16 protein-coding genes are annotated in these 14,210 nt (G+C 43.6%); 8 read left to right on the plus strand and 8 right to left on the minus strand.

Features of this window, described 5'->3' with window-relative positions; genetic code table 11:
- Window positions 1-148: 148 nt before the first annotated feature.
- The gene (locus MAS10914_RS0121595) at window positions 149-1,012 is read right to left on the minus strand and encodes an alpha/beta fold hydrolase (protein WP_017318029.1); all 864 of its coding nucleotides are present in this window, start codon (window positions 1,010-1,012) and stop codon (window positions 149-151) included.
- 194 nt (window positions 1,013-1,206) lie between these two features.
- Between MAS10914_RS0121595 and MAS10914_RS31705 the strand changes: the two genes are divergently transcribed.
- The 6 genes from MAS10914_RS31705 (at window position 1,207) to MAS10914_RS0121620 (ending at window position 4,862) form a co-directional block, all read left to right on the plus strand.
- On the plus strand, window positions 1,207-1,833 hold the full coding sequence (locus MAS10914_RS31705; protein ID WP_232224208.1) for a DUF1206 domain-containing protein: 627 nt from the start codon (window positions 1,207-1,209) through the stop codon (window positions 1,831-1,833).
- A complete protein-coding gene (locus tag MAS10914_RS35790; protein ID WP_232224209.1) occupies window positions 1,827-2,051 on the plus strand; it encodes a DUF1206 domain-containing protein in 225 nt (74 codons plus the stop codon). The genes MAS10914_RS31705 and MAS10914_RS35790 overlap by 7 nt, the downstream gene beginning before the upstream one ends.
- Before the next feature lie 178 nt (window positions 2,052-2,229).
- On the plus strand, window positions 2,230-3,378 hold the full coding sequence (locus tag MAS10914_RS0121605; protein ID WP_017318030.1) for a glycoside hydrolase family 10 protein: 1,149 nt from the start codon (window positions 2,230-2,232) through the stop codon (window positions 3,376-3,378).
- Window positions 3,379-3,388: 10 nt separating this feature from the next.
- Entirely contained in the window at window positions 3,389-3,817 is a 429-nt protein-coding gene (locus MAS10914_RS0121610) for a DUF2358 domain-containing protein (protein WP_017318031.1), read from the plus strand.
- A gap of 1 nt (window position 3,818) precedes the next feature.
- Window positions 3,819-4,523 carry a diacylglycerol/polyprenol kinase family protein gene (locus MAS10914_RS0121615; protein WP_017318032.1) on the plus strand — a complete coding sequence of 235 codons (705 nt, stop codon included), beginning with the start codon at window positions 3,819-3,821 and terminating at the stop codon, window positions 4,521-4,523.
- A 66-nt stretch (window positions 4,524-4,589) separates the two neighbouring features.
- On the plus strand, window positions 4,590-4,862 hold the full coding sequence (locus MAS10914_RS0121620; protein WP_017318033.1) for a hypothetical protein: 273 nt from the start codon (window positions 4,590-4,592) through the stop codon (window positions 4,860-4,862).
- A gap of 184 nt (window positions 4,863-5,046) precedes the next feature.
- On the opposite strand, the gene MAS10914_RS35795 is transcribed toward MAS10914_RS0121620, so the two are convergent.
- The gene (locus MAS10914_RS35795; RefSeq protein ID WP_156818210.1) at window positions 5,047-5,196 is read right to left on the minus strand and encodes a hypothetical protein; all 150 of its coding nucleotides are present in this window, start codon (window positions 5,194-5,196) and stop codon (window positions 5,047-5,049) included.
- Window positions 5,197-5,375: 179 nt separating this feature from the next.
- Between MAS10914_RS35795 and MAS10914_RS36685 the strand changes: the two genes are divergently transcribed.
- On the plus strand, window positions 5,376-5,630 hold the full coding sequence (locus MAS10914_RS36685; protein ID WP_408605877.1) for a hypothetical protein: 255 nt from the start codon (window positions 5,376-5,378) through the stop codon (window positions 5,628-5,630).
- A gap of 24 nt (window positions 5,631-5,654) precedes the next feature.
- Here MAS10914_RS36685 and MAS10914_RS30760 read toward each other — a convergent pair whose 3' ends face one another.
- The 5 genes from MAS10914_RS30760 to uvrA all read right to left on the minus strand — a co-directional run bounded on the left by MAS10914_RS30760 (window position 5,655) and on the right by uvrA (window position 12,105).
- A complete protein-coding gene (locus tag MAS10914_RS30760; RefSeq protein ID WP_017318034.1) occupies window positions 5,655-7,742 on the minus strand; it encodes a tetratricopeptide repeat protein in 2,088 nt (695 codons plus the stop codon).
- 60 nt (window positions 7,743-7,802) lie between these two features.
- Complete coding sequence (locus MAS10914_RS0121630) at window positions 7,803-8,243, minus strand: hypothetical protein (RefSeq protein ID WP_017318035.1); 441 nt, start codon at window positions 8,241-8,243, stop codon at window positions 7,803-7,805.
- A gap of 98 nt (window positions 8,244-8,341) precedes the next feature.
- On the minus strand, window positions 8,342-8,791 hold the full coding sequence (locus MAS10914_RS0121635; protein WP_033366361.1) for a type II toxin-antitoxin system VapC family toxin: 450 nt from the start codon (window positions 8,789-8,791) through the stop codon (window positions 8,342-8,344).
- Entirely contained in the window at window positions 8,772-9,014 is a 243-nt protein-coding gene (locus MAS10914_RS0121640) for a hypothetical protein (protein ID WP_017318037.1), read from the minus strand. Before MAS10914_RS0121640 ends, MAS10914_RS0121635 begins: the two co-directional genes overlap by 20 nt.
- 208 nt (window positions 9,015-9,222) lie before the next feature.
- Window positions 9,223-12,105 carry an excinuclease ABC subunit UvrA gene (gene uvrA, locus MAS10914_RS0121645; protein WP_017318038.1) on the minus strand — a complete coding sequence of 961 codons (2,883 nt, stop codon included), beginning with the start codon at window positions 12,103-12,105 and terminating at the stop codon, window positions 9,223-9,225.
- Between the two features lie 226 nt (window positions 12,106-12,331).
- Here uvrA and MAS10914_RS0121650 point away from each other — a divergent pair, with 226 nt between their 5' ends.
- Window positions 12,332-13,039, plus strand: coding sequence for a Uma2 family endonuclease (locus MAS10914_RS0121650; RefSeq protein WP_017318039.1), 708 nt, complete (start codon window positions 12,332-12,334; stop codon window positions 13,037-13,039).
- A 65-nt stretch (window positions 13,040-13,104) separates the two neighbouring features.
- Here MAS10914_RS0121650 and MAS10914_RS0121655 read toward each other — a convergent pair whose 3' ends face one another.
- Complete coding sequence (locus MAS10914_RS0121655) at window positions 13,105-13,995, minus strand: alpha/beta fold hydrolase (protein ID WP_017318040.1); 891 nt, start codon at window positions 13,993-13,995, stop codon at window positions 13,105-13,107.
- Window positions 13,996-14,210: the final 215 nt, after the last annotated feature.

Consider the following 14,210-nt stretch of genomic DNA (forward strand, 5'->3'; position numbering starts at 1 on the left):
TTCAATTGGGTGTAATACATCAAAGAATTAAGGAACCACAGATGTATGCTTAGGCCTACATCTGTGGTTTTTTTTAAAGATAATTGACTTTTGCAAGAAGTCTAATGATGTTGCTTTATTAATGGCGTCGCGAAAACGCACTAAGAAATTAACTCCCCAGAAACTCTCGTATGTACTGATTGACTAATTGAGGCTCCTCTTGCTGCACCCAATGGCTACACGTGGGAATATATTTGATTTGAAAATCTTTTACATAAGCTTGTGTACCGTATGTTAATTCCTTGCCAAGGGCGGTATCTTTTTCTCCCCAAATCATCAAGGTTGGCACTTGTAAAACGCCCCAATTTTGATTGACTATTCTCTGCTGAAAAATATTACGGTAATAGTTCAACATTGCTGTGAGGGCGCCACGTTTAGATGCGGCATCTTTGTAAGCTTCAATATCCGCTTGAGTGATAGCACTCTTGTTAACTGCCATACCTTTAAAAGCAGTTTCAATGAGTTGATAATCCAAGGATTGTATGAGAAATTCTGGAATTCCTGGTAATTGGAATAAGAACATATATGAGCTGCGTAGCAACTGTTGAGGAGTGCGTAAGCCTTCGCCAAATTTAGCAGGATGAGGAATGTTAAGTACAATTAAACGCTCTACCATTTCAGGGTGAGAGTAAGCAAAATTCCAAGCGATCACACCACCCCAGTCATGTCCTACTAAAACACACTTTTCGTATCCTAATCCCTTGATAACTCCCTCCACATCTCGGACAAATTCATCCATCACATAAGCTGATTGATTTTTCGGCTTTTCGCTATCGTTGTAGCCACGCAAGTCCAAGGCAACAACTTTAAAGTCTTTGGCAAATTCTGGTATTTGATGCCGCCACGAGTACCAAAACTCAGGAAATCCATGCAGCATAAGCATGAGAGGGCCTTCTCCCTGAGTAACATAATGCAATCTAACGCCATTTGCAGTGATATACTCGTGCTGCCATGAACCTTCTAGAACAGACATAAGTTATACTCTTCAAGTTATAAAGTTGGGCTTTAAATACAAGTATTAATCATAACTACTATCTAAAAATTGTCCATACCAAATACTGGCTTGATCAGGAAACAGTTATTCAATAATTCATAATTATTCCTTTGATAGATGTATGTTATGTGTACTTTCTGCTAAATACTTAACCATGATTAAAGATAAGTACTATGACACAACAACTAACAACACAAAGCCCTTCTTTATGGGTTGAGCGACTAGCTAGATTTGGTTATATATCTAAAGGAGTAGTTTATGCTGTCGTTGGACTACTGGCAGCGCAGGCAGCGTTTGGCAGTGGTGGTAGAACGACTGATACTGAAGGTGCTCTCCAGACAATTGTCAATCAGCCATTTGGAAAGTTTTTGCTAGCTTTGGTGGCAATTGGATTAATTGGATACGTGATTTTTCGTTTTGTACAGGCAATAAAAGACCCAGAAAATAAAGGCACAGATGCTAAAGGTTTGGCACAGCGAGCTGGTTATGCAATTAATGGTTTGATATACGCTGGTTTAGCTTTGAGCGCTGTGCAGATTGTTCTTGGTTCAAATGGTGGCGGTAAAAGTAATTCCACACAACAAGATTGGACAGCAAGATTACTCTCTCAACCCTTTGGTCAATGGTTAGTTGGGGCTGTGGCAGCGTTTACTATTGGTTTGGGTTTCTATGAGTTTTATCAAGCTTTTAGTAGTCAGTTTCGCAGAAAACTAAATTTAAATGAATTGGACGATTCACAACGCAAATTGGTAATGGGTATTTCCAGATTTGGTTTGGTATTTCCAGATTTGGTTTGGTAGCGCGAGGGATAGTCTTCTGTATTATTGGCTGGTTTTTGATTCAAGCAGCAACTCAGTCTGACGCCAGTCAAGCAGGAGGTTTAGGTGAGGCGTTACAGACACTCGCACAACAACCTTACGGTCCTTGGCTTTTGGGTCTTGTGGCGTTGGGTTTAGTTGCTTATGGTGGTTACATGGTGATTCAGGCGCGGTATAGTCGGATAGTAATAGGGAGGTAGAAAAATTGAAAAAATAAGATGAAATCTCTTATAAAAATCAATTGTTATGAAAATAAAACCACAGATGGACACAGATAATTAACTAGGGTTAATGTGTGTAGATATGTGGTTCTAAATACCAAATACAGACTTTTACAGAAAGTCTATTGAATACTCCGAACACATCATTAAAAGGCGCATGGCAAGAGTAGAAATACGCGGCGTCTGGCTAACCACCACAGATAGCAAAGCCTTCCATTCCCAGCAAAATATTGCAGAAGCAATGGACTTTCTTGCCGAGACGGGATTTAATGTGGTCTTCCCTGTTGTTTGGAACAAGGGGACGACAATGTATCCCAGTCAACTCATGCGGCAAATTTTTAATATAGAAATTAACCCGCAATTTGTTGGGCGTGACCCCTTGGCAGAAGTGGTGACTGAGGCGCGGCGAGTCGGGCTAAAAGTCATGCCTTGGTTTGAATACGGATTCGCCAGTTCCTACAATTTGAATGGTGGACTACTGCTTGCAAAAAAGCCTAAATGGGCTGCCCGTGACAGTGAAGGTAATTTGCTGAAGAAAAATGGCTTCGAGTGGCTGAATGCCCTTGACCGAGAAGTCCAAAGTTTCATGTTAAATCTTATATTGGAAGTTGTAAAAAATTACGATGTAGATGGCATCCAAGGTGATGACCGCTTGCCTGCATTACCTAGCGAAGGTGGGTATGACCAAGGAACTATGGAACGCTACCGCCAGCAGTTTGGTGAATATCCGCCAAAAAACTTCAAGGATGGGCGATGGTTGCAGTGGCGTGCTGATATTCTCACTGAATTTCTTGCCTGCCTCTATCAGGAAATCAAAGCGATTAATTCCAACCTGCTGATATCAATTGCCCCTAATATTCATGATTGGGCATACAAGGAATATCTGCAAGACTCGCCCACATGGTTCCAACGAGGGCTGGTAGATATTATCCATCCACAAATCTATCGCCGTGATTTCCTCACTTACAAAGGTATTATTAATAAGCTAGTCAGAGAGCAATTCACGAATACCACTTTATCGAAGTTAGCACCAGGAATTCTGATGAAAGTTGGTTCTTACCGGATAAGTCCAGAGTACCTGTTGCAAGCTATTGAGTATAACCGCGCTTGTGGCATTTCCGGGGAAGTCTTCTTTTTTTATGAAGGTTTGCGACAAGATAATAATGCCTTAGCTCAGGTGTTGCGACAAGGTCCTTATGCCCAAGTTGCTGCATTTCCTTCTCTGCCGGATTTAAATCAAGGTAGAGTGAGTAAGAAAGCATCTTTTATTTGGCGTCAGTTGCTGGGGTTTTGGAAGAATCTTTAGGGGGCAATGTGTGGAATATCAATCGCAGGTAGAAAGGGTCATCCAAACTCTCAAAAGAGATTTACCAACGCTTTTTGAAAAGGACATTTCCTACGACATCTACACGCAGGATATCTACTTTCAAGACCCAGTTAATAAATTTAAGGGAAAATTGAATTATCGCATTATCTTTTGGACTTTACGATTTCACGCTCAACTATTTTTTACCAAAATTTACTTTGACTTACATGATGTCAATCAGTCAGCCGAGAACACAATTTTGGCTAAGTGGACAGTTCGCGGTGTTTTGCGCGTTCCTTGGAAAGCTAAGATATTTTTCAATGGCTACTCGACTTATAAACTCAACAAAGATGGTTTAATTTACGAGCATATTGATACTTGGGACCGCAAACCAGGAGAGATTTTGCAGCAGTTCTTCCGTAAGGGTGGAGAAATTTGATATGTTGTCTTTCGCCTTGAATATTAGCCCATTTATAGGAAATTTGATAGCAACAGCGCTGACGTTTGTTTACGTATTCGGGCTGGTAGCATTGTTGAATGTCTGTGTGACTAAGTTTGGGCTACCACAAGATATTAGCCGCAAAATTACGCATATCGGTGCTGGGTCAATTATCGGCTTTTTGCCTCTTTACAGCGATTTACACTGGTCAAAGTACCTGAATGTGACAATTTTTGTCGTGTGGATATTCCTCCTCATCCAAAAAGGGTTATTTGCCAAACCAGACGATGAGGCTGTTAATATTATGACTCGCACAGGTGATAAACGAGAACTCCTTAAAGGTCCACTCTATTTCGTCATTGTGGGAACTATTTGCGGCACATTTTTGTATAAAACTTTTCCTGGAATTGTAGCAATGGCAACTCTTGGTTGGGGCGATGGTGTTGCACCAATAATTGGTACTTATTATGGCAGATTAAAGTACAAAGTTCTCAGCAACAAAAGTCTGGAAGGAAGCCTCTCAATGTTTGTTTTTGCTTTCGCCGCCAGCGTCTTTTTTGTTTGGCTTATCATACCAAGTCAATTGAATATTCTTAGGATTTTACTATTAGCGTTTATTGCTGCAATTGTTGAAGGATGTAGTCCAAAAGAAATTGATAACATTCTAATTCCAATAGCAGTGATTGTGGCGGCAAATTTTGTTTAATTCAATGTTTTTGTGTTTCAATAGAGTAAAAAATGACAACCAACTTGTAGCAAAGCGTGAGATTTAATGGCTGTAAGGTTTATCCTGAGTGATTATGTTGAGCAAGCAACTGCACAGGCGGTTTACGACAAACTGGAAGATAGTACATTTGCAGGTAGGATTCCTGCTTGTAAAGGAGTTATCGCCTTTGGTTCAACGTTGCGAGAATGTGAGAATGAGTTACGCTCAACACTGGAAGACTGGATTTTGCTTGGGTTGAAATTGGGACATTCTCTACCAGTAATTAATAATATTGACCTGAACAAGGAGCCAACCCTTGAGTCGATGGATACCTTGTAAGCGTCGGGATTTTGTCCAGAAATTGCGACTGCTAGGTTTCGAGGGACCATTATCTGGAACTAAGCATCAGTTTATGACTTACGCGCAACATCGCCTAACAATTCCCTCGAATGATGAGTATTCTGTACCGTAACTAAGGATGATGGTTCGGGAAATAGAGGTAATTTTGGAGCGAGAAATTACACTAGAAGAATGGAATAGCCTTTAATACATTCGGTAATATGCGATCGCTTTTGGCGGCTCCCTTTAGGAGCATCGCATGCTCGTGGCTTGATGGGTTTAATACCATTTTACGAAAAGGATGATACAAATCGGTAGTGTAGAGACGCGCCATGGCGCGTCTTTACAGAATTTAAATGTATCGCGATTAACGTGAAATGATATAAGGTGAGCAAATCGCCTGTGTAACACTATCATTTGAGCTTATAGCGCAACTCAATTGAATGAAGTACAAATTTATCTGTGTCCATCTGTGTCCATCTGTGGTTCTTATTTCCTGATGTATTGCACTCAATGAAGAACCGCTATAAAATTCGGAATTTCGAGCTTGGAACTCGGAACTTCGAGCTTGGAACTCGGAACTCCGTGCTTGGAACTCGGAACTCCGTGCTTGGAACTCGGAACGCCGTGCTTGGAACTCGGAACTTCGTGCTTGGAACTCGGAACGCCGTGCTTGGAACTCGGAACTTCGTGCTTGGAACTCGGAACTTCGTGCTTGGAACTCGGAACTTCGTGCTTGGAACTCGGAACTTCGAGATTAGAGCTTGATCGTTGAGGCTGAAAAGTTAAATTTTACTGCTCTGAAGACAATTGAGCGCGAAGACTTGCCAAATTTTCACGAACAGTCACAGTGTGAGGATGATTCACCCCTAACCGTTGTTCACAAATTTCTAATGCTTGCAGGTACAACGGTTCGGCTTCACTGTAGCGTCCTTGGGATTTGTAGAGTAATGCCAGGTTGTTGAGGCTAGAGGCGACACGAGGATGTTCTTCGCCCAACAGGCGTTTACTCAGTTCTAAAGCTTGCAGGTACAACGGTTCGGCTTCACTGTAGCGTCCTTGGGATTCGTAGAGTCCAGCCAGGTTGTTGAGGCTAGTGGCGACGGAGGGATGTTCTTCGCCCAACAGGCGTTTTCTCAGTTCTAAAGCTTGCTGGTACAACGGTTCGGCTTCAGTGTAGCGTCCTTGGGAACCGTAGAGTCCAGCCAGGTTGTTGAGGCTAGAGGCGACATCCGGATGTTCTTCGCCCAACAGGCGTTTTCTCAGTTCTAAAGCTTGCTGGTACAACGGTTCGGCTTCGCTGTAGCGTCCTTGGGATTTGTAGAGTCCAGCCAGGTTGTTGAGGCTAGAGGCGACATCGGGATGTTCTTCGCCCAACAGGCGTTTACTCAGTTCTAAAGCTTGCTGGAACAACGGTTCGGCTTCACTGTAGCGTCCTTGGGAATTGTAGAGTGCAGCCAGGTTGTTGAGGCTAGAGGCGACATGGGGATGTTCTTCGCCCAACAGGCGTTTACTCAGTTCTAAAGCTTGCTGGAACAACGGTTCGGCTTCACTGTAGCGTCCTTGGGAATTGTAGAGTCCAGCCAGGTTGTTGAGGCTAGAGGCGACGGAGGGATGTTCTTCGCCCAAGCGCTTTTTTGTAACTTCTAAACACTGCTCTAACCAAGGTTCTGCCTTATCATACAACCCCTGACCATTGTAAAATGAAGCGTTACCGACAAAAGCCCAAATTAAATCTTCATTGCTAACATATTGAATACGCTTATTGGCAACTTCTGCCAAATGAGGTATGGCGGGAGAGATGGCGGTAATTTGTTCACGGGTGGGGGTTTGAGGAATTTCTTGGGCGACTGCTATCATTGCTGTGGCAAAAGCATATTGAAGATTACCCCAAGAGAACAAAACAAATGAATCTTCTAACTTGGCTTGGAAAAATTCCCTTAGCAGTGGATGCAGTTGATAAATTCCCGTTTCCTGACGCTGTAGCAAATGCAATTTCAGCAGCTTATCATCCCGACTTTCTTCTAACTCGTCTGCATCTACATTAGGTAAGCACTGTTCCACCAACTCCCAAGGTATCGGTGCAGGGGCAAATAAACTCAGCAAACACGTCAGTTGCTTATCGGTATTGTCTAATTCTTGCCAACTCAACTCAAAGGCGGCTTGCACACCCTGCTGTGCTGTCATGTCGTCTTCGGAGTGAGAAAGAGAACGTTCTTCTAATCGCTTTTTCTGCAACCGCCGCAACATTTCTTCTAGGGATAAATCTTCTTTGCGTGCTAGATACCGCCCGACTAATTCTAACCCCAAAGGCAAATATCCCAGCCACGCACACAGAGATTCTGCTTGTGAAATTTCTCCATCAACCCGTTCTGCACCAATGATTGTTCGTAATAACTCCAAGGCTGCTTCTGGTTGCAATACATCTAAAGATAATTTCTCTATTGATGTACCTAAGCGTTGGCGCGTCGTCATCAACACCTTAAACCGCGACGATGAGGTTGGTAGATACGGCTTGACTTGTTTGTAGTCGGTGACGTTATCCAACACCAACAGCACTTCACCTTCACGCCAGTTTCGCCAGCAATATGCGACTTGCGCCAGTAAATCAAAATCCTCTGGTGGGTTTAATTGCAGTTGTATACGAGCAAATTGTACAATCTGCAACCCTACATCTTGTAACGCCAACAACCAGCAAATTCCACCTTGGTAAGTTTCGCGGTGTGCTATTGCATATTGCAGCGCCAGTTCTGTTTTCCCCACGCCACCCATACCAGTAATGGCGGTTATTGCCACACGTTGATTTTGCTGCAAGAGTTCATGGAGAAGTTCAAGTTCTTGTTCACGTCCGACGAACTTCGTCGCCCCACTCAAGGGCAAATTTTGTGGTATTTCAGTAGGGGGATTTAACTTTGCCCGTTCCCGTTCGGACGACTGCAGTCAAGAAGGGGGAGTATTGTAGTGAATGTTGATCGGGCTATTATCTACGCCTTGGAAGATGGGAGCTTTACTGTCATTATTTTGATAAGCTTCGCCACCGTAAACATTTTGGACATTGCGTCCTTCAATTTTATCTATATTAATTTCTTGGTTAATTTCTTGGGCTAGCTGTTGAATATCTTGAGCAAATTTCGAGTCTGTGTCCATCGCGACTTGTAAGTAAGCAGCGATTAAATCAACATCTGCCTTTGAGCCTTCTTTCTGTGCTTTCGCCAGCGTCTGTTCTAATTTCTGATTACCCTTGAACCTCTGCCAAATTTTCTCGCGCAGATTGTTTAATTTATTTAAGACGCTTGCTGTCAGGGTTTCTGCGGTTTTTTCTATAGCTTTGCTAAATGCTAAAGTGGCGATACCAGCTGCTGTCAGTGTTGCAGGTTCCATAAACTAGCCCTGAAGTAGAGACTGATTTTGATTCTATCTACACTGTATCTTGAAAAATTTCGGAAAATTACTGAAAGTTCTTATGCTATTATGACCTACTATTGTAAAGGCAACACAGTAATCAACTCAGAAAATCTAGCAAAATCACCTGTGTTGTGAGTTAACAGTTGAGGAATACCGTAAACTAGCATTGTGGCGACAATATTCGCATCATGTACCTGCTTGCCACCAATGGTTATTTCTTCCATGAGTGTCAATAGCCTTTCCGTCACCAGAGAACTATCTTCAGCCACTCGAAAGCGGTTTTGGAAAAAACGAATTTCTGCAATTACAGTCAAAATTGGTATTGGCTCAGTATATAGCTGTGGACGAGTAAGAGTTGCCAGATATTCCCGCAACACTTGTCGGCTAATCCACAATTGAGTTCCAGGCTGTTCATAAGTTTGAATTGCGTTGATAGCAACCAAGTGTAAAGAAGACTCAGGAACACTGGCGTAGACGAGAATATTAGTGTCAAGAAAGACAAAATTATCGCCCATCATCACCATACATATCTTCACGTCTTAGAGAAAGATTTTCTGGCCAAGAGCCAACATGAATCACAGGAAAATCTAGCGGCGGACGTTTTTCCTGTGTCTCGGTTTTCTTGGGTAAAAGCTTTTCATCAATCACCACTACCACTTTATGCTCACCTGCTGGGATATCTGGTGGTAACTGTACTGTAATTTTGCCATCTGCTGTCACGGTGGCAATTGTTTCGATAGTCTTCATATTATTCCTCGTTTTTATCAGGGTTATTTTATTCTATGCACGACTACTTTGTTTTTTTAGTAATTCAGCATCCTAGCGATTAGAAATCGCGCCTATACAGACAAAACCTGCCTCCGCAGGTTCTGAAACTCGTAATTTTCTATTAGTCCACGGAGGTGGACTTTGCTTGTGTAGTAGCGAATTACATTCGCCTTTTCAGTAAGTATATTTATATCTTCTGAGTTGTCTGTGCTGGATACTGCTGCAAAACCTGCTTAATATATTGCCCAGTATACGACCGAGAATTCTCCGCCACTTCCTCTGGCGTACCTACAGCAATCACCTCTCCACCTTTATCACCACCATCTGGTCCCAAATCTATCAACCAATCAGCACAACGAATCACATCTAAATTGTGTTCAATCACTAAAATTGAATTGCCTTTATCTACCAAACGTTGCAACACATCTAACAACTTGTGAACATCATAAAAAGATAAACCTGTTGTAGGTTCATCTATTAAATAAAGTGTTTTACCTGTCGCACGACGTGATAATTCTGTTGCTAATTTCACTCGCTGCGCTTCACCACCAGATAAGGTTGTTGCTGGTTGTCCAAGTTGAATATATCCCAACCCTACATCAACTAAAGTTTGCAGTTTATTCACCGCTTTAGGAATGTTTGTAAAAAACTCCAAAGCTTCCTCAACTGTCATGTTGAGAACATCAGAAATAGACTTATCTTTGTACTTCACCTGCAAAGTTTCGCGGTTATATCTTGCACCTTTGCAAACTTCGCATTGTACATAAACATCCGGCAAAAAGTTCATTTCAATGACATTGACACCCTGTCCGCTACAAGCTTCACAGCGTCCACCTTTGACGTTGAAGGAAAATTGCCCCGGTTTATAACCCCTTGCTTTTGCTTCAATTGTTGCTGTAAAAACGTCGCGAATCACATCAAAAACCCCTGTATAAGTCGCTGGGTTAGAACGTGGTGTTCTCCCAATAGGTGATTGGTCCATGACAATGGCTTTGTCAACAGCATCCAATCCCTGAATTCCATCTATTTCTTTAGGAAAAGGAACTTTGCGCGTTAGCTGATGTTGCAGTGCAGGGTAAAGTAACTCATTAATTAAGGTAGATTTCCCAGAACCAGAAACGCCAGTGACAGCGACAAGTTTACCCAAAGGTATTTCTACATCTACATTTCTTAGGTTATTCCGATGGGCATTTTTCATGACCAAACTCCGCCCATTTCCTTCTCTGCGTGCGACTGGTGTTGTAATCACCCGCCGTCCTGACAAATAAGCACCCGTCAGTGACTCTTGCGACTCTAGCAACGCCTGTAAATCACCTTGGGCGACAATATTTCCCCCATGAATACCTGCATGAGGACCAATATCCACAATGTAGTCAGCAGCACGAATGGTTTCCTCATCATGCTCTACCACAATTAAAGTATTTCCCAAATCCCTTAATTTTGTTAAAGTTTGCAGTAACCGTCCATTATCTCGTTGATGCAAACCAATACTTGGTTCATCCAAAACGTACAAAACCCCGGTCAACCCAGAACCAATTTGAGTTGCTAAACGAATTCGTTGCGCTTCCCCACCCGAAAGCGTCATCGCTGGACGGTCAAGCGTTAGGTAATCCAATCCTACATCCAAGAGAAATTGCAATCGCGCTCTAATTTCTCTCAATACCAAGTCTGCAATTTGCACCTGACGTTGGCTCAACTCTAACTTATCAATCCTCTCTCGACACTCCCGAATCGATGCACCAGTCAGATCCAAAATTCGGTACTGTCCTAACTGCACCGCCAACGCCTCTGGTTTTAACCGCTTCCCTTCACACACCGGACACGGCTGGTCAACCAAATATTGTTCTAACTTTTGCTTAATTAACTCCGAACTCCCCTCATACTGTCTTTGCAGCATGGGAAGCACCCCTTTAAACCCTGAGTTCTGCGACTTCTGCGCCTCTGCGGTTCCATACAAAATCGAATCCCGCTGTTCCTCAGTCAACTGATGCCACAACGTCTGCAACTCAAACCCGACCTCTTGCCCCACCTTGTACAATAACTCTATATAATAAGAATTGTCTTTCTCCGACCAAGGAGCGATCGCAGAATAAACAGGTGCTTTGGGGTCTGGTACCACCAACTCCGGCGAAAATCTTCTTAAACTTCCAATCCCGTGACAATGGGGACAAGCACCATAAGGAGAATTAAACGAAAACAAGCGCGGTGATAATTCTTCCATAACCGCCCCGTGTTCTGGACACGCAAAGTTCTCGGAAAATACCAACTCGGAAGGTAATCCCGGATCTTCTGTATCTTTTAGAATTTCAATAACCGCAATTCCACTAGATTGTTTCAAACAAGTGGCGAGAGAATCGACCAAACGCTCCTGAATACCAGCCTTTTTCACAAGGCGGTCAATCACCACTTCAATAGTGTGAGTCACATTTTTATCTAACTCAATCGCGTCAGACAGTTCTCGCACCTCGCCATCTACCCGAACGCGGACAAAACCTTGAGAAGCTAAACCTGATAACAGCTTGTTGTGAGTTCCTTTTTTACCCCGGACAACAGGCGCAAGAATTTGAAACCGAGTGCGGTCGGGAAGTTCCAGAATGCGATCGCACATTTGGTCTATTGTTTGCGGGGCAATACAGCGATCGCATATCGGACAATGAGGTTCACCCGCCCGTCCAAACAACAACCGTAGATAGTCATAAATCTCCGTCACCGTCCCCACAGTGGAACGGGGATTATGGGAGGTAGACTTTTGGTCAATGGAAATCGCCGGGCTTAAACCTTCTATCGCCTCCACATCAGGTTTTTCCACCTGTCCCAAGAATTGCCGTGCATAGGCGCTGAGGGATTCTACGTAGCGGCGTTGCCCTTCTGCGAAAATGGTGTCAAATGCTAGGGAAGATTTGCCAGAACCAGAAACACCAGTGAAGACAATCAGGCGATCGCGTGGCAGTTCCAAATCTATATTCTTGAGATTATGCTGCCTAGCACCTCGAATGCGGATTGTATTTTGGTTGTTGTTAGAGTGAGGAAGATGTCCATTTAAGGATGCAGCTAGCTGGGTTTTTGACATATCGACAGGCAACAGAGACAGGGGGGCGAAACAGGTCTTAATATTATCATTGTCGCCCCTATCATAGTAGAACAATCGTACTGCTTAAGTGGTAATTGTACCCTTCTGCTGTAGAATAATCACCCCTGCGACAACTTGTAGGCGAGAAGTGCAGCAATAGGTGGTCTCAGGCGATGACTCACTGTTACGCTAGGTTTATCGATGGCATTGATGAGGCAGTCTTACTATGCTAGCCAGTGCAGCCACCTATAAAATTAGTTGGGAAAAGTTACCTGATGATTTTGTTTTAGATGACGAGCCAGTGGATAACATTAATCAGCCACTATTAGCTGCGGCTTTAACAGAAAGCTTGGCACTTGCAGGAAAATTGCCAGCTAATGCTTTAACCATTAGTAATTACGGCATCTGTGCCACTTTAAATAACAAAATCGTGGTGAAAGCTCCCGATTGGGGATTTGTGCCTTCTATTAGAGTGCCACGAGAAGAGGTCAAGCGTAGTTATACTCCACAACTCCAAGGCAATTTTCCCGTCATCGTTATGGAGTTTCTTTCAGATAGTGAAGGTGGAGAGTACTCCAGTAAACCAACTTATCCACCTGGTAAATGGTTCTATTACGAGCAAGTTTTAAAAGTTCCCAACTACGCTATTTTTGAGCCAGAAACGGGGGTGTTAGAAGTGTATCGGCTAGATAATTCAGGACAGTATCAACTTCAGACACCAGATGAGAACAACCGTTACTGGATTACAGAAATGAACCTGTTTTTAGGCATATGGCAGGGAAACCGAGAAAATCGAACGGGCTATTGGTTGCGTTGGAGTGATGAACGTGGTGAACTATTACTATGGGGTTTGGAGTTAGCACAACACGAACGTCAACGGGCAGAACGATTGGCAGCCCAACTGCGTGCGTTGGGAGTAGAACCGGAAGTTTGAGGACGTGCTGAAAGGAGATCTCGCCCTTCCCCCCTTAAAAAGTCAGGGGGAAAGTTCCTTATTTTTTAACGAGATGCCAGCCAGTCCAATATTTGGTAATTTACAACATCCGGAACCTCATCATGGGGACAGTGTCCAGCACCAGGAATTGGGACAATTTTGATGTCTTTCCCATTCTCCCGCGCCTGTTCGTAAATTTTTGCCCCAGTGATTGGTGTCCAAGGGTCATCTGCACCCCAAATCACCAGCAATGGACGTTCCACCTTAGGTAAAAGTTCCGTTGGAGAAGGACCAGGAGGTGCTGTGAGGATAGAAGCGAAAACTTGTTGCGCGCCTGGGTCACAAGAAGGAGCATAAAGTAACTCTACCAATTCATCGGAAACAGCTTCCCGATTGCGGTAAACTTGGTATAAGGTGCGGCGAATTTGGGCTTTTTGACGGACGCGGTTGAAGACGAATGCTCCCGTAACGCGCGATCGCACCAAAGAGTTAAAAGCTCCCATGACAATGCGTAGCGGTGGGTTGAGTTCGTGCGGTCGATGACTCAAACCACCCGCACAGTTAATCAAAATACCACCAGCGGCTATTTCCGGATGTTCCGCCACCACCATTAAACCCAGAAGTGCGCCGATGGAGTTACCTACAAACACAGCTCTTTCTTGAATGTGTGCTGTGCAAAAATCCTTGAGGAGTTCCACCCACACGTCCACCGTGTAGTTTAACGGTGGCTTATCGGAACCACCAAAACCCAAAAGGTCAAGAGCAAAGACCTTATAGCCAGCGGCTGCTAACACGGGGATATTTTTCCGCCAATGTCCAATGGAAGCACCAAAACCATGAACGAGTACTAGGGGACGTCCAGTACCCATAACAGTGTACTGAATTTTGTAACCCTGCCAAGTCCAAAAGAGTTTTTCAAAGGTAGTTGTTGGTAGCTGCTGAATGCTTACAGTCATTGATTAAGATTCTTAAAGTGTGTCCTCATATAGTTATTTTCTCCGATTTCAAAGGATTAGGAACAAAATGCTATTGTTGAACCAGCCCCAGCCGGGTTAAGGTTTCTGCCCTAAATTGACTGAATCAGTGTTCTCGTTTAGTAACGGGGCTAAGTTACTATCCCTCAACAAAATCGCGAGAGTCCCCAGGCTCAACGGAACGAAGTGGAGTAGCC

It is taken from the genome of Mastigocladopsis repens PCC 10914 (assembly GCF_000315565.1).
In the GTDB taxonomy this organism is placed as follows: domain Bacteria; phylum Cyanobacteriota; class Cyanobacteriia; order Cyanobacteriales; family Nostocaceae; genus Mastigocladopsis; species Mastigocladopsis repens.

Coding starts and splice junctions, on each gene's coding strand:
- MAS10914_RS0121595 (WP_017318029.1), bottom strand. CDS start 1,012: ATGTCTGTTCTAGAAGGTTCATGGCAGCACGAGTATATCACTGCAAAT.
- MAS10914_RS31705 (WP_232224208.1), top strand. CDS start 1,207: ATGACACAACAACTAACAACACAAAGCCCTTCTTTATGGGTTGAGCGA.
- MAS10914_RS0121605 (WP_017318030.1), top strand. CDS start 2,230: ATGGCAAGAGTAGAAATACGCGGCGTCTGGCTAACCACCACAGATAGC.
- MAS10914_RS0121615 (WP_017318032.1), top strand. CDS start 3,819: ATGTTGTCTTTCGCCTTGAATATTAGCCCATTTATAGGAAATTTGATA.
- MAS10914_RS0121620 (WP_017318033.1), top strand. CDS start 4,590: ATGGCTGTAAGGTTTATCCTGAGTGATTATGTTGAGCAAGCAACTGCA.
- MAS10914_RS35795 (WP_156818210.1), bottom strand. CDS start 5,196: ATGGCGCGTCTCTACACTACCGATTTGTATCATCCTTTTCGTAAAATG.
- MAS10914_RS36685 (WP_408605877.1), top strand. CDS start 5,376: ATGAAGAACCGCTATAAAATTCGGAATTTCGAGCTTGGAACTCGGAAC.
- MAS10914_RS0121630 (WP_017318035.1), bottom strand. CDS start 8,243: ATGGAACCTGCAACACTGACAGCAGCTGGTATCGCCACTTTAGCATTT.
- MAS10914_RS0121635 (WP_033366361.1), bottom strand. CDS start 8,791: ATGGTGATGATGGGCGATAATTTTGTCTTTCTTGACACTAATATTCTC.
- MAS10914_RS0121640 (WP_017318037.1), bottom strand. CDS start 9,014: ATGAAGACTATCGAAACAATTGCCACCGTGACAGCAGATGGCAAAATT.
- uvrA (WP_017318038.1), bottom strand. CDS start 12,105: ATGTCAAAAACCCAGCTAGCTGCATCCTTAAATGGACATCTTCCTCAC.
- MAS10914_RS0121650 (WP_017318039.1), top strand. CDS start 12,332: ATGCTAGCCAGTGCAGCCACCTATAAAATTAGTTGGGAAAAGTTACCT.
- MAS10914_RS0121655 (WP_017318040.1), bottom strand. CDS start 13,995: ATGACTGTAAGCATTCAGCAGCTACCAACAACTACCTTTGAAAAACTC.